The following is a 15711-nucleotide window of genomic DNA, read 5'->3' as shown; positions in this document are numbered from 1 at the left end:
GGTCTCGCCGAACCCCGGGATGGGGCGGGCGAGGGAGTTGCTCGACTTCCTCCACCGGTACTAACCGGATCAGGTTCGAGGGTCTGCGGCGGGCCGCACTCTCAGCGCACTTGCGCTCCCCTGTCGTCTCTGAGGTCGACGGTACACGCCGCGCCGTGGCAGGCTCGACCCCAGACGATCGGTTGGTCGTTTCGTGACCCTCAGGGCACGTGATGACCAGTTGATCCAGACGATCGATCGCGCAGGACGACGGAAAGGTGTGGCCGATGGGTAACGCGTTGTGGAAGGTGCTCGCGATCGGGTCCGGACTGGTGGCCAGCCGTGCCGCCAAGGCCGCGACGCAGAGCACCTGGAAGTTCGCGTCCGGTGGCAAGACGCCCCCGACCAATGCGGCGCACCCGGACGTCCCGTGGCGCGAGGCGGCCGTGTTCGCGGTCGTGTCCGGCTCGATCATGGCGTTGGCTCGCACGGCCGCCAACAAGCAGGCCGCGAAGTTCTACACCAAGACCACCGGGCACCTGCCCGAGTCGCTGCAGGCCACGAGCAAGGCCTCCTGACCCGTACGCCCGCCTCACCTCGCGAGTCCGCCTCACCGGCACTTCCCCCGCGAAAGGTGACTGTTCCGTCGCGCATGCCGCGCAGAGCAGTCACTTTTCGCAGGGGAAGTGGCGTTAGGCGGCGTCTTCCGTATCGATCGGCCCCAGGAGGATCCAGCGACGTCGTGGCTCAGGAGTCAGTCCCTGTGCGATCAGCTTCCGCGCCATCGGCTCTCCGTCTCTGGCGGCGGTCCAGCCCCAGCGTGCGACCTTGTTGCGAATCGCGCGTAGGCGGTCTTCGCGACCTTTCTCCTTCACGATCCGCTCCTGCATCTCCTCAGGACTGCTGTTGTACGCCGGTCCGTACTTGGCCTCGCCATCGAACTCGCCGACGAGTCCTGGCCAGCTGAAGTCGGTCTCCCCGATCTTTCCGTCTGCATCCGAGTACGCGACCTGCAGACACGGCTGCGGGAACCTCAGCAAGAACATCTGTCCACGGCTGAGGCTCTCTCCCGCCGACATCGCACCAGAGTCGGCCAGCTCGGCCACCCGCCGAATGATGGCCCGACCCGGCGAGCGCGGCGGCAGCCGCTGCCACTCTGCGTGCAAGTCCTCTCGCTCGCAGAGCCCCCGCCTCATGGCGTTGTCGGCGGCCGCGAGGCCGTCCACAAAGCCCACCTCTCGAGACAGGTCGGCCACCGTGCGTGCCACGTCGGTGACCAGCAGCCCGTTCTGCAGGACCGCCGTTGCACCCTCCTGGGTGTGTCTCACCAACACTGATGAGCTGTGCGCCTTCGACTCCTCGACAACAACGTGGACCTTCGCGGGCCACCGCTCGACGATCGGGAGCTGCCACACCGCGGCCGCTGACTGATGACTGAAGATGTGGGGTCCTGGCCTCGCCATCAGCGCGGTCGCATGGACCAGGGCTTCGTACCGCTGATCGGGGCCGAGATTCGACCAGGTCGCGGACTCCATACACACCCCGTGCCGGACCATGTGGAACCGAAGCGCGCCGTCATCGCGCCGCACTCGCCGTGGCTCGACGAATCCGCGGCGCAGCTCCGAGCAGATCTGCAGCGTTGTCGGGTCGAACGCGATCGCATTGTCGTCAGACATGGCCGCCACAGTCGCATGGGACACGAGAGCGCGACGACGGTCATCCACAGGCCCCACTTCCCCCGCGAAAAGTGACTGTTCCGTCGCGCATGCCGCGCAGAGCAGTCATTTTTCGCGGGGGGAGAGGTGAGAGGGGCGTACGGGAGGTGAGAGGGGCGTACGTCAGCGGGTGGTGAGGTCGCCGCGGCCGAACATCTCGGCGGTCTGCTTGGCCGACGGCGAGCCGACCTCTGCATCGGCGCCGGCATCCATCAGCAGGAACACGATCGTGTCCTCACCCTTGAACACCGCGCCGGCCAACGGTGACTGGCCGCGGTCGTTGAGGCGGTTGACGTCAGCACCGCGCTCGAGCAGCACCGTCACAGCCGCCGTCTGCCCGTGATAGGCCGCGAGCATCAGCAGCGTGTTGCCGGAGGCGTCGGTCAGATCGACGGGCACGCCCCGGTCGAGGTAGGCCGCCAGCCGCTCGACGTCACCCAGCCGCGCGAAGTCGAAGCAGGCATGGGCGATCTCGACCAGACGTGGGTCGAGGGCGTCCGTGCTCATATCGGGCATGTTAGGCCATCCTTACCAGTACCACCCAGTTCAGACCTCGCGGATCCGGGGGCCGTGACCCGCCTTCGAGGGCGCATGGTGACGCCCCGATCGTCACTGCGCGAACGGTCCCTTGCCACGGATCTCCTCGAAGGCCAGCCAGGTCCGCGTCGCGAGCACCCCCGGGATCGCCTGGACCCGCTCCAGAACCAGCGACCGCAAGGTGGCGTTGTCGGGCGCGTGCACCAGCACGAGGACGTCGAACTCCGAGGCCAGCAGCGCAATCGACTCGACATACGGCAGCTCGGCCAGCTCTGCGGACACCGTGCGCCAGGTGTTCTGCTCGATGTTGACCGAGACGTACGCCGTCGTCGCCAGCCCTGCGCGCTCGGGGGCGAAGCGCGCCGTGAAGCCGGTGATGACGCCGCTGCTCTGCAGGCGATCAAGGCGGGCGTACGCGTTCGCTCGGCTGATGTGGAGACGCTCGGCCAGCGTGCGTACGGACAGGCGAGCGTCGGTCACCAGCTCGCGAAGCATCCGGCGGTCCGCGTCGTCCAGGGGGCGCGGGGCTGGCGCCGCGGCGGACGCGACCGTCTGTCCAGAACGCGCGGTAGTTGAACGCTCATCACGAGACGGATGGTCGGATTCCGGCGCCATGCAAGTCAGTATGCCTTGCATTGTGCCGCCAGGTAGAGCCAAACGACGCGCACGAGGGACGATGGCGTGATGGAGACCACACTCGCGCCTGGAGGTGTGGCGACCGACTTGCTGCCCTCCCCCCAGCCCGTGCAGCTGCTCGACCCGGACGGGGTTCTTGTCGAGCAGGCCGCGGGCAATCACCAGTACACCGCGCCCAGCGCCGAGCGACTGCTGGAGCTGTGGCGCGGAATGGTCATCGGCCGCCGGCTCGACGTGCAGTCGACCGCGCTGACCAAGCAGGGTCGCCTCGCGGTCTACCCGAGCTCGCGCGGCCAGGAGGCCTGCCAGGTCGGCGCCGTGCAGGCGATCACCGGGCGCGACTGGATGTTCCCGACCTATCGCGAGTCGGTCGCGCTGTTCACCCGCGGCATCGACCCGGTCGAGGCGCTGACGCTGCTGCGCGGCGACGCCCACTGCGGCTACGACCCGATGGCGCACAAGACGGCTCCGCAGTGCACTCCCCTGTCGACGCAGCTGCTGCACGCGGCCGGCGCGGCCTACGGCGAGAAGCGACGCGGGTCGGACGCGGTGGCGCTGGCCTTCATCGGCGACGGCGCGACGAGTGAGGGCGACTTCCACGAGGCCCTCAACTTCGCGGCGGTCTTCAGCGCTCCCGTGATCTTCTTCGTGCAGAACAACAAGTACGCGATCTCCGTCCCCCTGGCGAAGCAGTCGAAGGCTCCGGCGTTGGCGTACAAGGGAATTGGGTACGGCGTCCGGTCCGAGCAGATCGACGGCAACGACCCGGCCGCGGTGCTGGCCGTGATGGATGCGGCCGTCGAGCACGCCCGCTCCGGGCACGGGCCGTTCCTGATCGAGGCCCACACCTACCGGATGGACGCGCACACCAACGCCGACGACGCGTCGCGCTACCGCACCGCCGACGAGGTCTCGGCATGGCTGGCGAAGGACCCGCTGGCCCGGCTCCAGACCTGGCTCACCATCAACGGTCACCTCGACGAAGCCGCCATCCGCGATGCCGAGCAGGAGGGCGAGGAACGCGCTTCCGACCTTCGCGACCGGATGAACGCCGAGCCCCAGGTCGACCCGAACTCGTTGTTCGACAACGTGTTTGCCGAGCCGACACCGCAGCAGCGCGAGCAGCAGGCAATGGTGCGAGCGGAGCTCGAGGCCGACGCGTCATACGCCGAGGAGGAGTCACGATGAGCACGGTCACGATGGGGAATGCGCTTAACCAGGCGCTGCACGACGCGATCGCCGAGGACGAGAACGTGCTGATGTTCGGTGAGGACGTCGGCACCCTGGGTGGCGTCTTCCGGATCACCGATGGGCTGACCGAGGAGTTCGGCGAGGAGCGCTGCTTCGACACCCCGCTCGCCGAGGCCGGCATCGTTGGTTTCGCAATCGGTATGTGCCTCACCGGTTTTCGGCCGGTCGTCGAGATGCAGTTCGACGCTTTCGCCTACCCGGCGTTCGAGCAGATCAACTCGCACCTGGCCAAGATGCGCAACCGCACGGGCGGCAAGGTCACCCTCCCGATGGTCATCCGCATCCCGTACGCCGGCGGCATCGGCGGGGTCGAGCACCACTGTGACTCCAGCGAGGGCTACTACGCTCACACGCCCGGACTCAAGGTCGTGACGCCCTCGACGCCGGCGGACGCGTACAGCCTGCTGCGTGAGGCCATCGCGGACCCGGACCCCGTGATCTTCATGGAACCCAAGGTTCTCTACTGGTCCAAGGCTGACCTCGAGCTGCCCGTCCAGGAGCCGCCGTTCGGCCGAGCAGCGGTGCGCCGCAAGGGAACTGACGTCACGATCGTCACCTATGGCCCGTCCGTGCCGACCGCACTCAAGGCGGCGGAGGCGGCCCGCGAGGAAGGCTGGGACGTCGAGGTCATCGACCTGCGCACCATCGTCCCGTTCGATGACGAGACCGTGGTCGAGTCCGTACGCCGGACCGGGCGCTGCGTGGTCGTGTCCGAGTCGCAGGGGTTTGCCGGCGTCGCCGGCGAGGTGGCCGCGCGGGTGTCGGAGCGTTGCTTCCACTCGTTGGAGGCACCCGTCGCCCGCGTCACCGGGCTCGACATCCCTTATCCCGCACCGAAGCTCGAGCACACCTACCTCCCGGGCGTCGAGCGCATCCTCGACGCGATCGGTCGGCTGCAGTGGGACGACGTGCCGGACCTCACCCATGCAGGAGCGTCGGCATGAGCGTCTTCAATCTGCCTGACCTCGGCGAGGGCCTGACCGAGGCCGAGATCGTCGAGTGGCTGGTCGAGGACGGCGACGAGGTCGTAGTCGACCAGACGGTGGTCGTTGTCGAGACCGCCAAGGCGACCGTCGACGTACCGTGCCCGTACGCCGGTCGTGTGGCCACCCGCCACGGCGCGGTTGGGGACGTGGTCCCGGTGGGGTCACCGCTGATCACGGTCGGCGACTCCGCAGAAGCAGCAACGGTTCTCTCGGGCGCACGGCAGTATCGCGAAGAAGAACGCGCGGGTGCCACGGTGCCCGCCGAGAGCAACGGAGCGACAGCTGATGAGGGCTCCGGAGCCGTCCTCATCGGCTACGGCACCGGCGCCACTCCCAGCACTCGTCGCCGCCGGGTTGTCCGGCCGGCGGCGACGAGGACCAACTCCCCCGCGAAGGCCGACGATCCGCGCCATGCCGCGCCGGCGCCTTCTCGGGAGAGGCAGGGTGTCGTACGCGTGATCTCACCGATCGTGCGAAAGCTGGCCCAGGACAACGGGATCGACCTGTTGAGCCTGCCTGCAGCGCGAGCCGGCGACGTCGTACGACGGGCCGATGTCGAGGCAGCGGTCGGTGGTATGACGGAGCGAGCGGCGGCGACCGGCGACGAGCGGATTCCGCTCACCGGGATCCGTCGCACGGTCGCGGACCGGGTCACCACCAGTCGACGCGAGATTCCGGACGCCACTACGTGGGTCGACGTCGACGCCACCGGTCTCGTCGAGGCCAAGGCCGCGCTCGGGCTCGAGCGGATCGCCGTCCTCGCGATCATGGCGCGCATCTGTGTCGCTGGGCTCGTGAAGTTCCCCGAGCTGAACGCGTCCGTCGACGTCGAGGCGCAGGAGATCGTCCGACACGGCGCGGTCCACCTCGGGATCGCGGCGCAGTCGCCGCGCGGTCTCGTCGTCCCCGTCGTCCGCGACGCCCAGAACCTCACGACCCGCGAGCTGGCCTCTCGGCTGCGCGAACTCGTCGACCAGGCGAAGGCCGGCACCATCGCGCCGCAGGACCTCACCGGCAGCACGTTCACGCTCAACAACTACGGGGTGTTCGGGGTCGATGGTTCGACACCGATCATCAACCACCCCGAGGCCGGAATGCTCGGCGTGGGCCGGATCATCGACCGCCCCTGGGTCGTCGACGGCGAGCTGGCCGTACGCAAGGTGACGCAGCTCGGGCTGAGCTTCGATCACCGGGTCTGCGACGGTGGCGTGGCAGGCGGCTTCCTGCGCTTTGTCGCAGATGCCGTAGAACGGCCCGTCGTGTTGCTCGCAGACCTGTAACCGCCTGCGTACGATGCGGAGCAGCTGTTCCCCAAGACGGAGGAAGACCATGTCCACTGCACGTCGTTCGATTGCTGCTGCCGCAGCTGGCACAGTTCTCATCTTCGGTCTCGCCGGTTGTTCCAAAGAGGTCGACAACGGCAAGGTCGAGAAGGAGCTGAAGCGCGTCCTGCAGGAGCGCGCTCCCGACCACAAGTACGGCAAGGTCGAGTGCCACGACGATCTCAAGGCCGAGGTCGGCGCCAAGTCCGACTGTGACATCCAGGTTGACGGCGCGAAGATCAAGTACGACGCCAAGGTCACCAAGGTGGACGGCGACAACGTCAGCTACAGCTTCCTGCCCAACGGCAAGGGCTGACCCGGCAGACCAGCTGCACCGAACGGGCGCCCTCTCCACCCCGGGAGGGCGCCCGTCGTCATGCCCGGGGGCATACGCAGCCACCCGAACACACACCGGATGTTGACCTTTCCGTGACCAACCTGTTTGCGTCCTGTGGCGTCAGACCCTGTGAAGCGCAGGTGTTCTCGGGGGCTGTCGGGGGCGATGGCCGGCACCAGCGCAGACAAGGGATGAATCATGCGTGCTCGGGGGTGGGCTGTCGTGTCGGCGGCCATTGCAGTGACGACGGTGACGACGGCAGGTGCTTGGCAGGTGGGGAGCGCTGACGCTTCGCGGGCGAAGGTGACGGTGGTCGGCTCGGGGACGGCCACCGCCACGTCGGCCAAGGGCGGTGACGCCGACCGGCCACACGGCGCCGATCGTCCATCGCCGCGAGTCACTCCGGATCGGCCCGTGCCGGTGCCCACCTCACCGCCGGCGATGGACGACCGCATCCCAGCCGCCGGCCGGACGATCTATCTCACGTTCGATGACGGCCCGGACCCGCGCTGGACACCTCAGGTGCTGCGGCTGCTGAAGCAGTACGGCGCCCACGCGACGTTCTTCGAGGTCGGCGTGCACGCCACGGAGCACCCGTCGCTGGTGCGTCAGGTCCGTCAGGCCGGTCACCGCATCGGCAACCACAGCTGGGACCACTCGGATCTCACCAAGCTCGGACCGACGGCCCTGTCCAGCCAGCTGGACCGCACCGCGACTGCGCTCGGTCAGCCGCTTCGGTGCGTACGGCCGCCCTACGGCGCGGTCAACAAGACGGTCACCAACGCCATCCACTCGCGCCACCAGCACGTGGCGCTGTGGGATGTCGACACCCGCGACTGGAGCAAGCCAGGCGCGAATGCCATTGCACAGCAAGCGATCTCGGGTGCACACCCGGGCGCCGTGATCCTGATGCACGACGGTGGCGGTGACCGCTCGCAGAGCATCGCCGCGCTGGCCACGGTGCTGCGCAACCTGCACTCACGCGGCTACCAGCTCAAGTCACTGCCGACCTGCTGAGGCGCGGGAGGCGTACGAACGTCAGGGCGTCAGCGGGTAGGTGCGGCTCCCCGGCAACGGGAAGAGGCTGAGCGGGGTGAGGGTGAACCTCGCGTTCAGCAGCCCCTTGTCGGGGATGCGCGCACTGCGCACGGTCAGCGTTGAGGTGCCCGGCGGCAGATAGCCCTCGAACGTCTCGGCCGGTCCGGGGATCCGCTGGATGCGATCGTGGCCGCGCAACGACACGAGCTGCCAGCCAGCCGTTGCTTCGAGGCGCGCGTAGGTCGGCAGAATCGTCCGCGGTGTGAACGTGAACGTCATCGTCACCGGCTCGGGCGGAGCGTGCGTGGGGGGCGGAGGCGTCGTCGGGCGCGTGGTCGGAGGTGACGTCGGGACGGTCGTCGAGCTCGGAGTGGCCGTGGGCCGCGTTGTCGGCGACTGGGTCGGCCGTGGCTTCGTGGGAGTACTCGGCGGCGGCGTTGAGCTGCTCGACGGCGGCGTACTGGCCGACGTCGGCGCGGGCGAGTCCGGGCTCGGCGTGGGCGGGCTGCTGGTCACGACAACCACGGGCGGCGGGGTGGCCGGCGATGGCTGCGCGGCTGGGGGCGCCGGCTTGCTCCCAGGCGGAGCGGGCTTGGGCGCCGGCGCCGGGGGGTTGGCGCCAGGCGCCGGTGCTGGCGCGGGGCCGGGCTTGGCCGGGGCGGCACTCGTGGCTCGCGACACGGGCTTGGGCGGGCTTGGTTCGGTGCCTCCGGAGCCGACGAGCCCGAAGGCTGCTGCGGCGACGGCGACCACCGCAACAGCCGCACCACCAGCGGCGCCGACGCGTCCCGGGCTGGTGAGGCCCGGCGGGGGCCAGAACGAGAAGCCTCCCGCGGAGGCGCCACCAGACGCGCCGCCAGCAGCACCGGCGGCAGCGCCGCCAGCCGCCGCACCGGCAACCACAGTCGTACCGGCCGACGCGAGATAGCTCGTCGCCACCGCGGTGCCACCGAGCAGCACCGGCAGCACGAGGATGCGCATGCCTGCGTTGGTGTCGCTGATCGCCAGCAGGGCAGCGCCGCAGGAGTCGCAGTCCTCGAGGTGCTCGCTCACCACGGCGTCGTCGCGGCTGGACAGCCCGTCGCGGACGTGGGCACCCATCAGCCGCCGGATGTCGCGGCACTCCTCGTCGTGCGCACCGGCGACGTATTCGCTGAGGAACGCCTGACGCAGCCGCTCCTTGGCGCGCTTGGCTCGTGAGGACACTCCGTTGGCCGTGATGCCGAGGACCGGCGCGAGCTGCGCAGGCGTCTCCTCCTCGACCAGCAGGTGCCACAGCAGCGTCTGAGACTCTTCGGGGAGGGACTTCCAGGCCGCCCAGACGACTCGCTGCTCCTCGTGGTCGACGGCCTTGTCGGCGGGCGTGACCACCGTGGTCGTGTCGAGGTCTTCGGTGTCGTCGGTCAGCTGGATGCGCTGGCTGTAGGTGCGGCCTGTGTCGATCGCCACGCGCCGCACCGTGCTGAGCAGGTAGGGCCGGAACGCCGTGTCGGGTCCGCCACCCTCCCGGATCACGCGCAGCACCCGGGTGAAGCTCTCGCTCACCAGGTCGTCGGTCTCCTTGGACGGCGCGATGGCGCGAGCGAGCCGGTGTGCGGCGTCCGCGTGCCGGGTCCAGAGGTCGCCGTACGCCGACTGGTCGCCGGATCGTACGGCCTCCAGCAGCATGCGATCGCTGTCGTGGGGTTGCTCCAATGGCTCCTCGAAGCGAGCAATGTGAGCCATATAAGAGTCCTCGAACGTTTGCGTTGGATCGCTCGCAGGCGCGAGCCTGCGGCCAGACCGTAACTCAGAGTACGACGTTCTGGGGCCGGTCAGCACACTCACAAGTCAGATGAGAATTCACTCCAAGAATGTTCGCGGGTTCTGCGACAGACCTGGGGGCCTCCATCGTCTTCCAGGTGGGGCGGGGCGTCGCCCGCTAGGCGGAGGGCGCTCCCATGGTCATCCCGCGTCGGGGCGCTGTGGCCGCGATCCGGCGCGGGATGGCCGCCTTTACCGGCGGAATGACGGGCTTTTTGGGCTAGGTGCCGGTGACGCGGACCAGGCCCGTCTCGTACGCGAGGACCACCATCTGCACCCGGTCGCGCAAACCGAGCTTGGCCAGAATGCGGCCGATGTGAGTCTTGACTGTGGCCTCCGCAACAAAAAGCGCGGACGCGATCTCCGTATTGGTCAGGCCCTGACCAACGGCGACAAGAACTTCACGCTCGCGATCCGTGAGCAGGCCGAGCCGGTCATCAGGTGTCGGCGCCTCGCCATCGGGCAGGTGCTCGGAGAACCGGTCGATCAGTCGCCGTGTCGTCGAGGGCGCCACCACCGCGTCGCCCGCATGCACGGTCCGAATAGCGGCCAGCAGATCCGACGGCCCGGCGTCCTTGAGCAGGAACCCGGCGGCGCCCGCCTTGAGCGCGGCGAAGGCGTACTCATCGAGATCGAACGTCGTCAGCACCAGGACCGCGGGCGCATCCGGGCGCGCACAGATCTGCCGAGTGGCTTCGACGCCGTCGAGGCGAGGCATGCGTACGTCCATCAGCACGACATCAGCCCGCTGCAGGCCGAGGCTCTCCACGGCCTCCTGCCCGTCGGACGCCTCACCGAGCACGGTCATTCCCGGCTCAGCGTCCAGCACCATGCGGAAGCCGGCCCGCACCAACGCCTGGTCATCGACCAGGAAGACCCCGATGGACCCGTCCTCGTTCATGCATTGCTCCTTGTCGTTGACCGGACCTCTTGGGTCACGGGAATCGTGGCCTGCACGGCGAACCCGGGCCCGCGTCGCGGACCGGCCTCCAGCGTGCCGCCGTAGATCTGTACGCGCTCGCGCATGCCCGGGATGCCGTTGCCCTCGCCGTCACTGACGGTGTCGCTGCCGCGTCCGTCATCGACCACGCTGATCACGATCTCGCCGGGCCGGTGCTCGAGCCGGACGTGCGCCGACGCCTGCGGACCGGCGTGCTTCATCACGTTGGTGAGGGACTCCTGCACGACGCGGTACGCCGCGAGCTCGGCGTCGCGGGGTACGTCACCTGGCTCGCCGCTCACCTCGAAGGTCGTGGGTACGCCGGCCGCGGTCGTCCGCTCCGCCACACCGGCGATCGCGTCTAGACCGGCCTGCGGCGCGAGCTCCATCTCGGATCCCGGCTCGCGCAGCACGCCGACCAGCCGGCGGGTCTCGGTCAGGGCCTCGCGCGCGGCGTCCCCGATCGTTTCGAGTGTGGTGGCCGCCCTTTCGAGGGCTGTCGCCGTGTCCTGCGAACCCGAGCGAGCGGCGTACGCACCGCCGTCCGCCTGGACCACGACGACGGCGAGTGAGTGGGCAACGACGTCGTGCATCTCGCGGGCGATCCGGGAGCGCTCCTCCTGCGCGGCGATCGCTGTGCGCTGCTCCTGGTCGCGTTCGAGCGCGCGGTTCTGCTTCTGGAGCTGGTCCAGGACGGCCCTCCGGGTCCGCAGCAGGTCACCGAGCACCCAGGATGAGACCGCGACCATCGTCAGGAAGACGGTCATCAGCGCAATGTTGACCGCGTGGGTCTTCGCGCCACCGGGATCGATCAGACCCCAACGCACTCCACCCGCGACCGCGCCGAGGAGACCCAGGACGAGGCCGACCAGACGCGTCTGCTTCGTGAGGCCGTAAGCCGCCGTGGCGTAGATCGCGAACAGGGGGGCGACATCGGCCGGGAGGACGTTGTTGTGCGTGGCGAGCTGGACCAGACACGCCACAAACATCGTGCCGGCACACCACAGCGGGCGCGTCCGGCGCCACCAGAGCGGGATGCTGATCGCGACACCCACGAGAGCGAGCCACCATGACGCGAAGGCGACCAGCAGGCTCACGAACACGAACCCGCCGACGATGAGCCCGTCGAACAGACGCGGACGTCTCCTCAGCAGGTCATAGCGGTTCTCCAGGGTCACCTCAGCAGCGTATTCGCGCAGAGGCCGCGGGCCGTCGTACCGAGGTCTGATCTCGCCTCATCCCTCGGTCTGCCGGAGGGATCAGAGGTCGAGGGCGCGGGCGATCGGGACGCCGACGCGATAGGGGATGTGCAGGTACGACGGCGCGTCCAGCACCGTGAGATCGGCACGTGCTCCTGGGGCCAGGTGTCCGACATCGTCGCGGCGCAACGACCGAGCGCTGCCGAGGGTGGCCGCCTGCAGCGCCTCGGCCGGCGTCATGCCCATCTCGCGGACCGCCAGGGCGATGGCCAGCGGGATCGAGCTGGAGTAGCAGGTGCCCGGGTTGCAGTCGCTGGCCAGCGCGACCTTGACGTCGGCGTCGAGCAGCCGGCGGGCGTCGGGGTAGGGCGATCGCGTCGAGAACTCCACGCCCGGCAGCAGCGTCGCGACCGTCTCACTCCCCGCCAGCGCGTCGATGTCGTCGTCGCTCAGGTAGGTGCAGTGGTCCACGCTGGCCGCGCCGAGCTCAACGGCGAGGCGTACGCCCGGACCTGGGCCGAGCTGGTTGCCGTGCACCCTCGCTTCGAGGCCGGCGTCGAGACCGGCCCGCAGCACCCGGCGGGACTCGTCTTCGGTGAAGGCGTACGGACTGTTGGGCTCGCAGAACACGTCGATCCAGCGGGCGTGCGGCGCACAGGCGGTGAGCATGTCGCCGACGACCAGGTCGACGTACGCCGACCGGTCGCCTCGCGCCTCGGGCGGCACCACGTGCGCGCCGAGGAAGGTGGTCTCGGTGGTGAGCTCGCGGGCGAGGCGGAGGGCGCGGGCCTCGTCGTCGACATTGAGTCCGTAGCCGCTCTTGATCTCGATCGTCGTGCTGCCCTGGGACCGCATCTCGGCGACGCGGTGGGTGAGGAGACCGCGCAGCTCGTCGTCGCTCGCGGCCCGGGTCGCCTCGACCGAGACGGCGATCCCGCCACCGTCGTACGGCTCGCCCGTCATGCGCGCGGCGAACTCCGCCGACCGATCTCCCGCGAAGACCAGGTGGGAGTGACTGTCGACGAATCCTGGTACGACACAACGGCCTACGAGGTCGAAGGTGCGGTCGGCGGCCGGCGCGTCTGCTGCTCGGCCGACCCACGCGACGCGATCGTCCTCGACGACCAGCGCGGCGTCCCGCACGATGCCCAGCGGCCCCTCGAGAGACGGATCATTGGTGACCAGCTCAGCAATCCCCGTGACGAGAACACTCCCGCTGGTCGAGTGGGACGGAGCGCTTGCGGAGTCAGTATCGAGACCAAGGTGATCAGTCATGCGCTCCTCCAGAGGGGGTCGATGGCGTCGGACAGGAGCCGGCCGACGTCGCCGAGTCGGTGCTGACCGTCCTGCACCACGATCTCACCGTCCCGAATCACCGTACGCACATCACCGGCGCTCGCCGTGAGGACGATCTGGTCGGGCACCGACCCCGCCGTGCGCGGCGAGTTCGTCTGCAGTGCAACGAGATCCGCGCGTGCCCCGACCTCAAGTCTGCCCGCGTCGGACCAGCCGATCGAGCCGTGCGCGGTGAGTGCGTCGAGCAGCTGAGCCTGGGTGAAGCGGCCGCGCTCGCGAGTGGAGAGGCGTTCGTGCATCTCCAGGGCACGGGCCTCCTCGAGCAGGTCGATCACGGCATGCTGATCGGACCCGAGGCTGAGCGGCGCGCCCGCGTCAGAGAGTGCCCGGGCAGGGCCGATGCCGTCGGCCAGGTCTCGCTCGGTCGTCGGGCAGAAGCAGGCGGTCGTACGCGTGCTGCCGAGTCGGGCGATGTCGTCACCGGTGAGGTGGGTCGCGTGGACAGCCGAGGTGCGCGGCCCGAGCGCGCCCGCGTCCGCCAGCAGCGCGGTCGGTGTCATGCCGTAGTGGGCGAGGCAGGCATCGTTCTCGGCCGGCTGCTCGGAGAGGTGCACGTGCAGTGGCTTGCCTTCAGCGGCCGCGACAACAGTCGTCAGCTGACTACGAGGGACGGCTCGGATCGAGTGAATAGCAGCGCCCACAACGGTATTCGCGTCCGGCACGAGCCCGGCGACCCGCGCCGCCCACTGCTCCGCGTCACCGTCGCCGAACCGCTGTTGCTCCGGCCCGAGCGGCTGGTGGCCCTCGGCGCTCAACCCGCCGGCCAGGTAGCACGTGTCCAGGAGCGTCAGCCGTACGCCCGCCTCGGCCGCGGCCTGCCGCAGCGCCTCCCCCATCGCGTTCGGGTCGTCGTAAGGGCGCCCGTCCGGCTGGTGGTGCACGTAGTGGAACTCACCCACGCTCGTGACTCCGGCCAGCGCCATCTCGGCGTACGTCGCCCGCGCCAGTGAGAGGTAGGTGTCCGGGTCCAGCTGGGCCGCGATCGCGTACATGCCCTCGCGCCACGTCCAGAACGTGCCGCCGCCGTGGTGGGTCCGGCCGCGCAGAGCACGGTGAAAGGCGTGGCTGTGACAGTTGGCCAAGCCGGGCAGCACGACACCGTCGAGCCGGTGCGCATCGCCCTGCGGCTGGTCGGGCTCGACCGCGACGAACCGGCCCTCAGCGATCTCGAGTCGCACTCCGGTGGCGAGACCTGTTGGTAGCAATGCACTTTCGGCCCAGTACGCCGTCACGACGCGAGCCCCTCGACCACCGTGGTCAGCGCCTCGACACCCGCGTGGCAGTCCGCCGGCTCGGCGAACTCCTCGGGCGAGTGGGACACACCGGTCGGGTTGCGGACGTAGAGCATGCCGGTCGAGATGCCAGCGTTGGCGAGGATGCCGGCGTCGTGGCCGGCCCCGGTGCCGAGCATCGGCGCCTGACCGCCGAGCAACGTACGCATGCGCTGCGCGAGCTCTGGGTCGAAGGTTGTGGTGCCGGTCCAGGACTCCTCCGACACGGTGCCACCGTGCTGCTTGGCGGTGTCAACGAGATCGGCGACCGCCAGCCGTACGGACTCCTCGTGCGCACCGCGCGCATCGAGCCAGCCGGTGACGTGCGATGGGATGGCGTTGACGCCGTTGGGCTCGACGACGACCTTGCCTACGGTTGCGACGCAACCACGTTGGTGCGCAACGGTTCTCGCCGCGAGCACGGTCTGCGCATAGCCGAGCATCGCGTCGTGGCGATCCTCCAGACGAGTGGTGCCGGCATGGTTGGCCGTGCCAGCGAAGTCGAGCCGCCAACGCCCGTGTGGCCAGATGTCGGTGCCGACCGCGACCGCTGACGTGCCCGGGTCGAGGTCGGCGAGCGCGCGGCCCTGCTCGACGTGCAGCTCGACGAATGTGCCGATACGCCTGAGGGTTTCGTCGTCACGACCGACGTTGGTCGGCCGGCCAGCGGCCTTGAGGGCGGCGGCCATCGTGTGACCGTCCGCATCCTTGAGGCCAAGCGCGCGATCAGTGGTCATGGCGCCCGTGATGACCCGTGAGCCGGCGCAGGCGACGCCGAAGCGGGCACCCTCCTCGTCCACGAAGTTGACGACCGCAAGTGGCTGGGAGGGCTGAAAGCCCTTGTCACGCAAGGCATCGATCACGGCGAGCGCGGTCACGACACCCAGCGGGCCGTCGTACGCACCACCATCGGGAACGGAGTCCAGGTGCGAGCCGATGACGACGCCCGGCGTCTCGTCCGGGTTGCCCCACCACGCCCACTGGTTGCCCATGCGGTCCTCGGTCAGGTCGAGTCCGCGGCGTGTGCACTCGCCGGCGAACCACTCGCGCAGCGTGTGGTCCTCGCGGGTCCAGGCGAAGCGCCGGTAGCCACCCGTGTCACCGTCCCGGCCCACGGGCAGGATCTCGGCCCACATCCGGTCGAACTCGCTCAGTGCACTCACCCGCCCATCACACCGCACTCCGGCGCCTGTGCGGCTCGAACGACCCGGTCGGCCGTCTCAGACCCGAGACACACGACCGCCGGTCGAGTAGGCGAGCCCCAAGGGCGAGCCGTATCGAGACCAGGTGCGCGCGGTCGCCGGGTCTCGATACGCCTCCGCTAGCGCTCCGGCTACTCGA

General features: G+C 69.3%; 15 protein-coding genes and 1 riboswitch. Of the genes, 6 read left to right on the top strand and 9 right to left on the bottom strand.

Annotated elements, in window-relative coordinates:
• Positions 1–29 precede the first annotated feature (29 nt).
• Positions 30–132: riboswitch (TPP riboswitch) on the bottom strand.
• Between the two features lie 134 nt (positions 133–266).
• The gene (locus tag VV02_RS04880; protein WP_052590240.1) at positions 267–557 is read left to right on the top strand and encodes a DUF4235 domain-containing protein; all 291 of its coding nucleotides are present in this window, start codon (positions 267–269) and stop codon (positions 555–557) included.
• A 114-nt stretch (positions 558–671) separates the two neighbouring features.
• Here the strand turns inward: VV02_RS04880 and VV02_RS04875 are convergent, their stop codons facing one another.
• The 3 genes from VV02_RS04875 to VV02_RS04865 form a co-directional block, all read right to left on the bottom strand.
• Entirely contained in the window at positions 672–1655 is a 984-nt protein-coding gene (locus tag VV02_RS04875) for a hypothetical protein (protein WP_157063275.1), read from the bottom strand.
• 162 nt (positions 1656–1817) lie between these two features.
• Positions 1818–2201, bottom strand: coding sequence for an ankyrin repeat domain-containing protein (locus VV02_RS04870; RefSeq protein ID WP_052590238.1), 384 nt, complete (start codon positions 2199–2201; stop codon positions 1818–1820).
• A 102-nt stretch (positions 2202–2303) separates the two neighbouring features.
• The gene (locus VV02_RS04865) at positions 2304–2747 is read right to left on the bottom strand and encodes an Lrp/AsnC family transcriptional regulator (RefSeq protein WP_281177332.1); all 444 of its coding nucleotides are present in this window, start codon (positions 2745–2747) and stop codon (positions 2304–2306) included.
• A gap of 168 nt (positions 2748–2915) precedes the next feature.
• Here VV02_RS04865 and pdhA point away from each other — a divergent pair, with 168 nt between their 5' ends.
• The 5 genes from pdhA (at position 2916) to VV02_RS04840 (ending at position 7780) form a co-directional block, all read left to right on the top strand.
• Complete coding sequence (gene pdhA, locus VV02_RS04860; RefSeq protein WP_052590236.1) at positions 2916–4055, top strand: pyruvate dehydrogenase (acetyl-transferring) E1 component subunit alpha; 1140 nt, start codon at positions 2916–2918, stop codon at positions 4053–4055.
• Positions 4052–5062 carry an alpha-ketoacid dehydrogenase subunit beta gene (locus VV02_RS04855; protein WP_052590235.1) on the top strand — a complete coding sequence of 337 codons (1011 nt, stop codon included), beginning with the start codon at positions 4052–4054 and terminating at the stop codon, positions 5060–5062. The genes pdhA and VV02_RS04855 overlap by 4 nt, the downstream gene beginning before the upstream one ends.
• Positions 5059–6384: a dihydrolipoamide acetyltransferase family protein gene (locus VV02_RS04850; RefSeq protein ID WP_052590234.1), complete on the top strand. Its 1326-nt coding sequence runs from the start codon at positions 5059–5061 to the stop codon at positions 6382–6384. Before VV02_RS04855 ends, VV02_RS04850 begins: the two co-directional genes overlap by 4 nt.
• A gap of 49 nt (positions 6385–6433) precedes the next feature.
• Positions 6434–6742, top strand: coding sequence for a DUF4333 domain-containing protein (locus VV02_RS04845; protein ID WP_052590233.1), 309 nt, complete (start codon positions 6434–6436; stop codon positions 6740–6742).
• A gap of 219 nt (positions 6743–6961) precedes the next feature.
• A complete protein-coding gene (locus VV02_RS04840; protein ID WP_245632998.1) occupies positions 6962–7780 on the top strand; it encodes a polysaccharide deacetylase family protein in 819 nt (272 codons plus the stop codon).
• A gap of 21 nt (positions 7781–7801) precedes the next feature.
• Here the strand turns inward: VV02_RS04840 and VV02_RS27285 are convergent, their stop codons facing one another.
• The 6 genes from VV02_RS27285 to VV02_RS04810 form a co-directional block, all read right to left on the bottom strand.
• On the bottom strand, positions 7802–9526 hold the full coding sequence (locus tag VV02_RS27285) for a sigma-70 family RNA polymerase sigma factor (RefSeq protein ID WP_052590232.1): 1725 nt from the start codon (positions 9524–9526) through the stop codon (positions 7802–7804).
• Positions 9527–9824: 298 nt separating this feature from the next.
• Positions 9825–10505, bottom strand: coding sequence for a response regulator transcription factor (locus VV02_RS04830; RefSeq protein WP_052590231.1), 681 nt, complete (start codon positions 10503–10505; stop codon positions 9825–9827).
• The gene (locus VV02_RS04825) at positions 10502–11722 is read right to left on the bottom strand and encodes a sensor histidine kinase (RefSeq protein ID WP_052590230.1); all 1221 of its coding nucleotides are present in this window, start codon (positions 11720–11722) and stop codon (positions 10502–10504) included. The genes VV02_RS04830 and VV02_RS04825 overlap by 4 nt, the downstream gene beginning before the upstream one ends.
• Before the next feature lie 81 nt (positions 11723–11803).
• The gene (gene hutI, locus VV02_RS04820) at positions 11804–13018 is read right to left on the bottom strand and encodes an imidazolonepropionase (RefSeq protein ID WP_083449910.1); all 1215 of its coding nucleotides are present in this window, start codon (positions 13016–13018) and stop codon (positions 11804–11806) included.
• Positions 13015–14331 carry a formimidoylglutamate deiminase gene (locus tag VV02_RS04815; RefSeq protein ID WP_052590229.1) on the bottom strand — a complete coding sequence of 439 codons (1317 nt, stop codon included), beginning with the start codon at positions 14329–14331 and terminating at the stop codon, positions 13015–13017. The genes hutI and VV02_RS04815 overlap by 4 nt, the downstream gene beginning before the upstream one ends.
• Complete coding sequence (locus VV02_RS04810) at positions 14328–15506, bottom strand: allantoate amidohydrolase (RefSeq protein WP_052596557.1); 1179 nt, start codon at positions 15504–15506, stop codon at positions 14328–14330. The genes VV02_RS04815 and VV02_RS04810 overlap by 4 nt, the downstream gene beginning before the upstream one ends.
• Positions 15507–15711: the final 205 nt, after the last annotated feature.

This window comes from Luteipulveratus mongoliensis (assembly GCF_001190945.1).
Taxonomy (GTDB): domain Bacteria; phylum Actinomycetota; class Actinomycetes; order Actinomycetales; family Dermatophilaceae; genus Luteipulveratus; species Luteipulveratus mongoliensis.
The sequence above is the reverse complement of the archived record's forward strand: the minus strand, read 5'-3'. Positions and strand labels throughout refer to the sequence as shown.

Coding starts and splice junctions, on each gene's coding strand:
- VV02_RS04810 (WP_052596557.1), bottom strand. CDS start 15,506: ATGTGGGCCGAGATCCTGCCCGTGGGCCGGGACGGTGACACGGGTGGC.
- pdhA (WP_052590236.1), top strand. CDS start 2,916: ATGGAGACCACACTCGCGCCTGGAGGTGTGGCGACCGACTTGCTGCCC.
- VV02_RS04845 (WP_052590233.1), top strand. CDS start 6,434: ATGTCCACTGCACGTCGTTCGATTGCTGCTGCCGCAGCTGGCACAGTT.
- VV02_RS04870 (WP_052590238.1), bottom strand. CDS start 2,201: ATGAGCACGGACGCCCTCGACCCACGTCTGGTCGAGATCGCCCATGCC.
- hutI (WP_083449910.1), bottom strand. CDS start 13,018: ATGACTGATCACCTTGGTCTCGATACTGACTCCGCAAGCGCTCCGTCC.
- VV02_RS04830 (WP_052590231.1), bottom strand. CDS start 10,505: ATGAACGAGGACGGGTCCATCGGGGTCTTCCTGGTCGATGACCAGGCG.
- VV02_RS04855 (WP_052590235.1), top strand. CDS start 4,052: ATGAGCACGGTCACGATGGGGAATGCGCTTAACCAGGCGCTGCACGAC.
- VV02_RS04840 (WP_245632998.1), top strand. CDS start 6,962: ATGCGTGCTCGGGGGTGGGCTGTCGTGTCGGCGGCCATTGCAGTGACG.
- VV02_RS04850 (WP_052590234.1), top strand. CDS start 5,059: ATGAGCGTCTTCAATCTGCCTGACCTCGGCGAGGGCCTGACCGAGGCC.
- VV02_RS27285 (WP_052590232.1), bottom strand. CDS start 9,526: ATGGCTCACATTGCTCGCTTCGAGGAGCCATTGGAGCAACCCCACGAC.
- VV02_RS04880 (WP_052590240.1), top strand. CDS start 267: ATGGGTAACGCGTTGTGGAAGGTGCTCGCGATCGGGTCCGGACTGGTG.
- VV02_RS04875 (WP_157063275.1), bottom strand. CDS start 1,655: ATGTCTGACGACAATGCGATCGCGTTCGACCCGACAACGCTGCAGATC.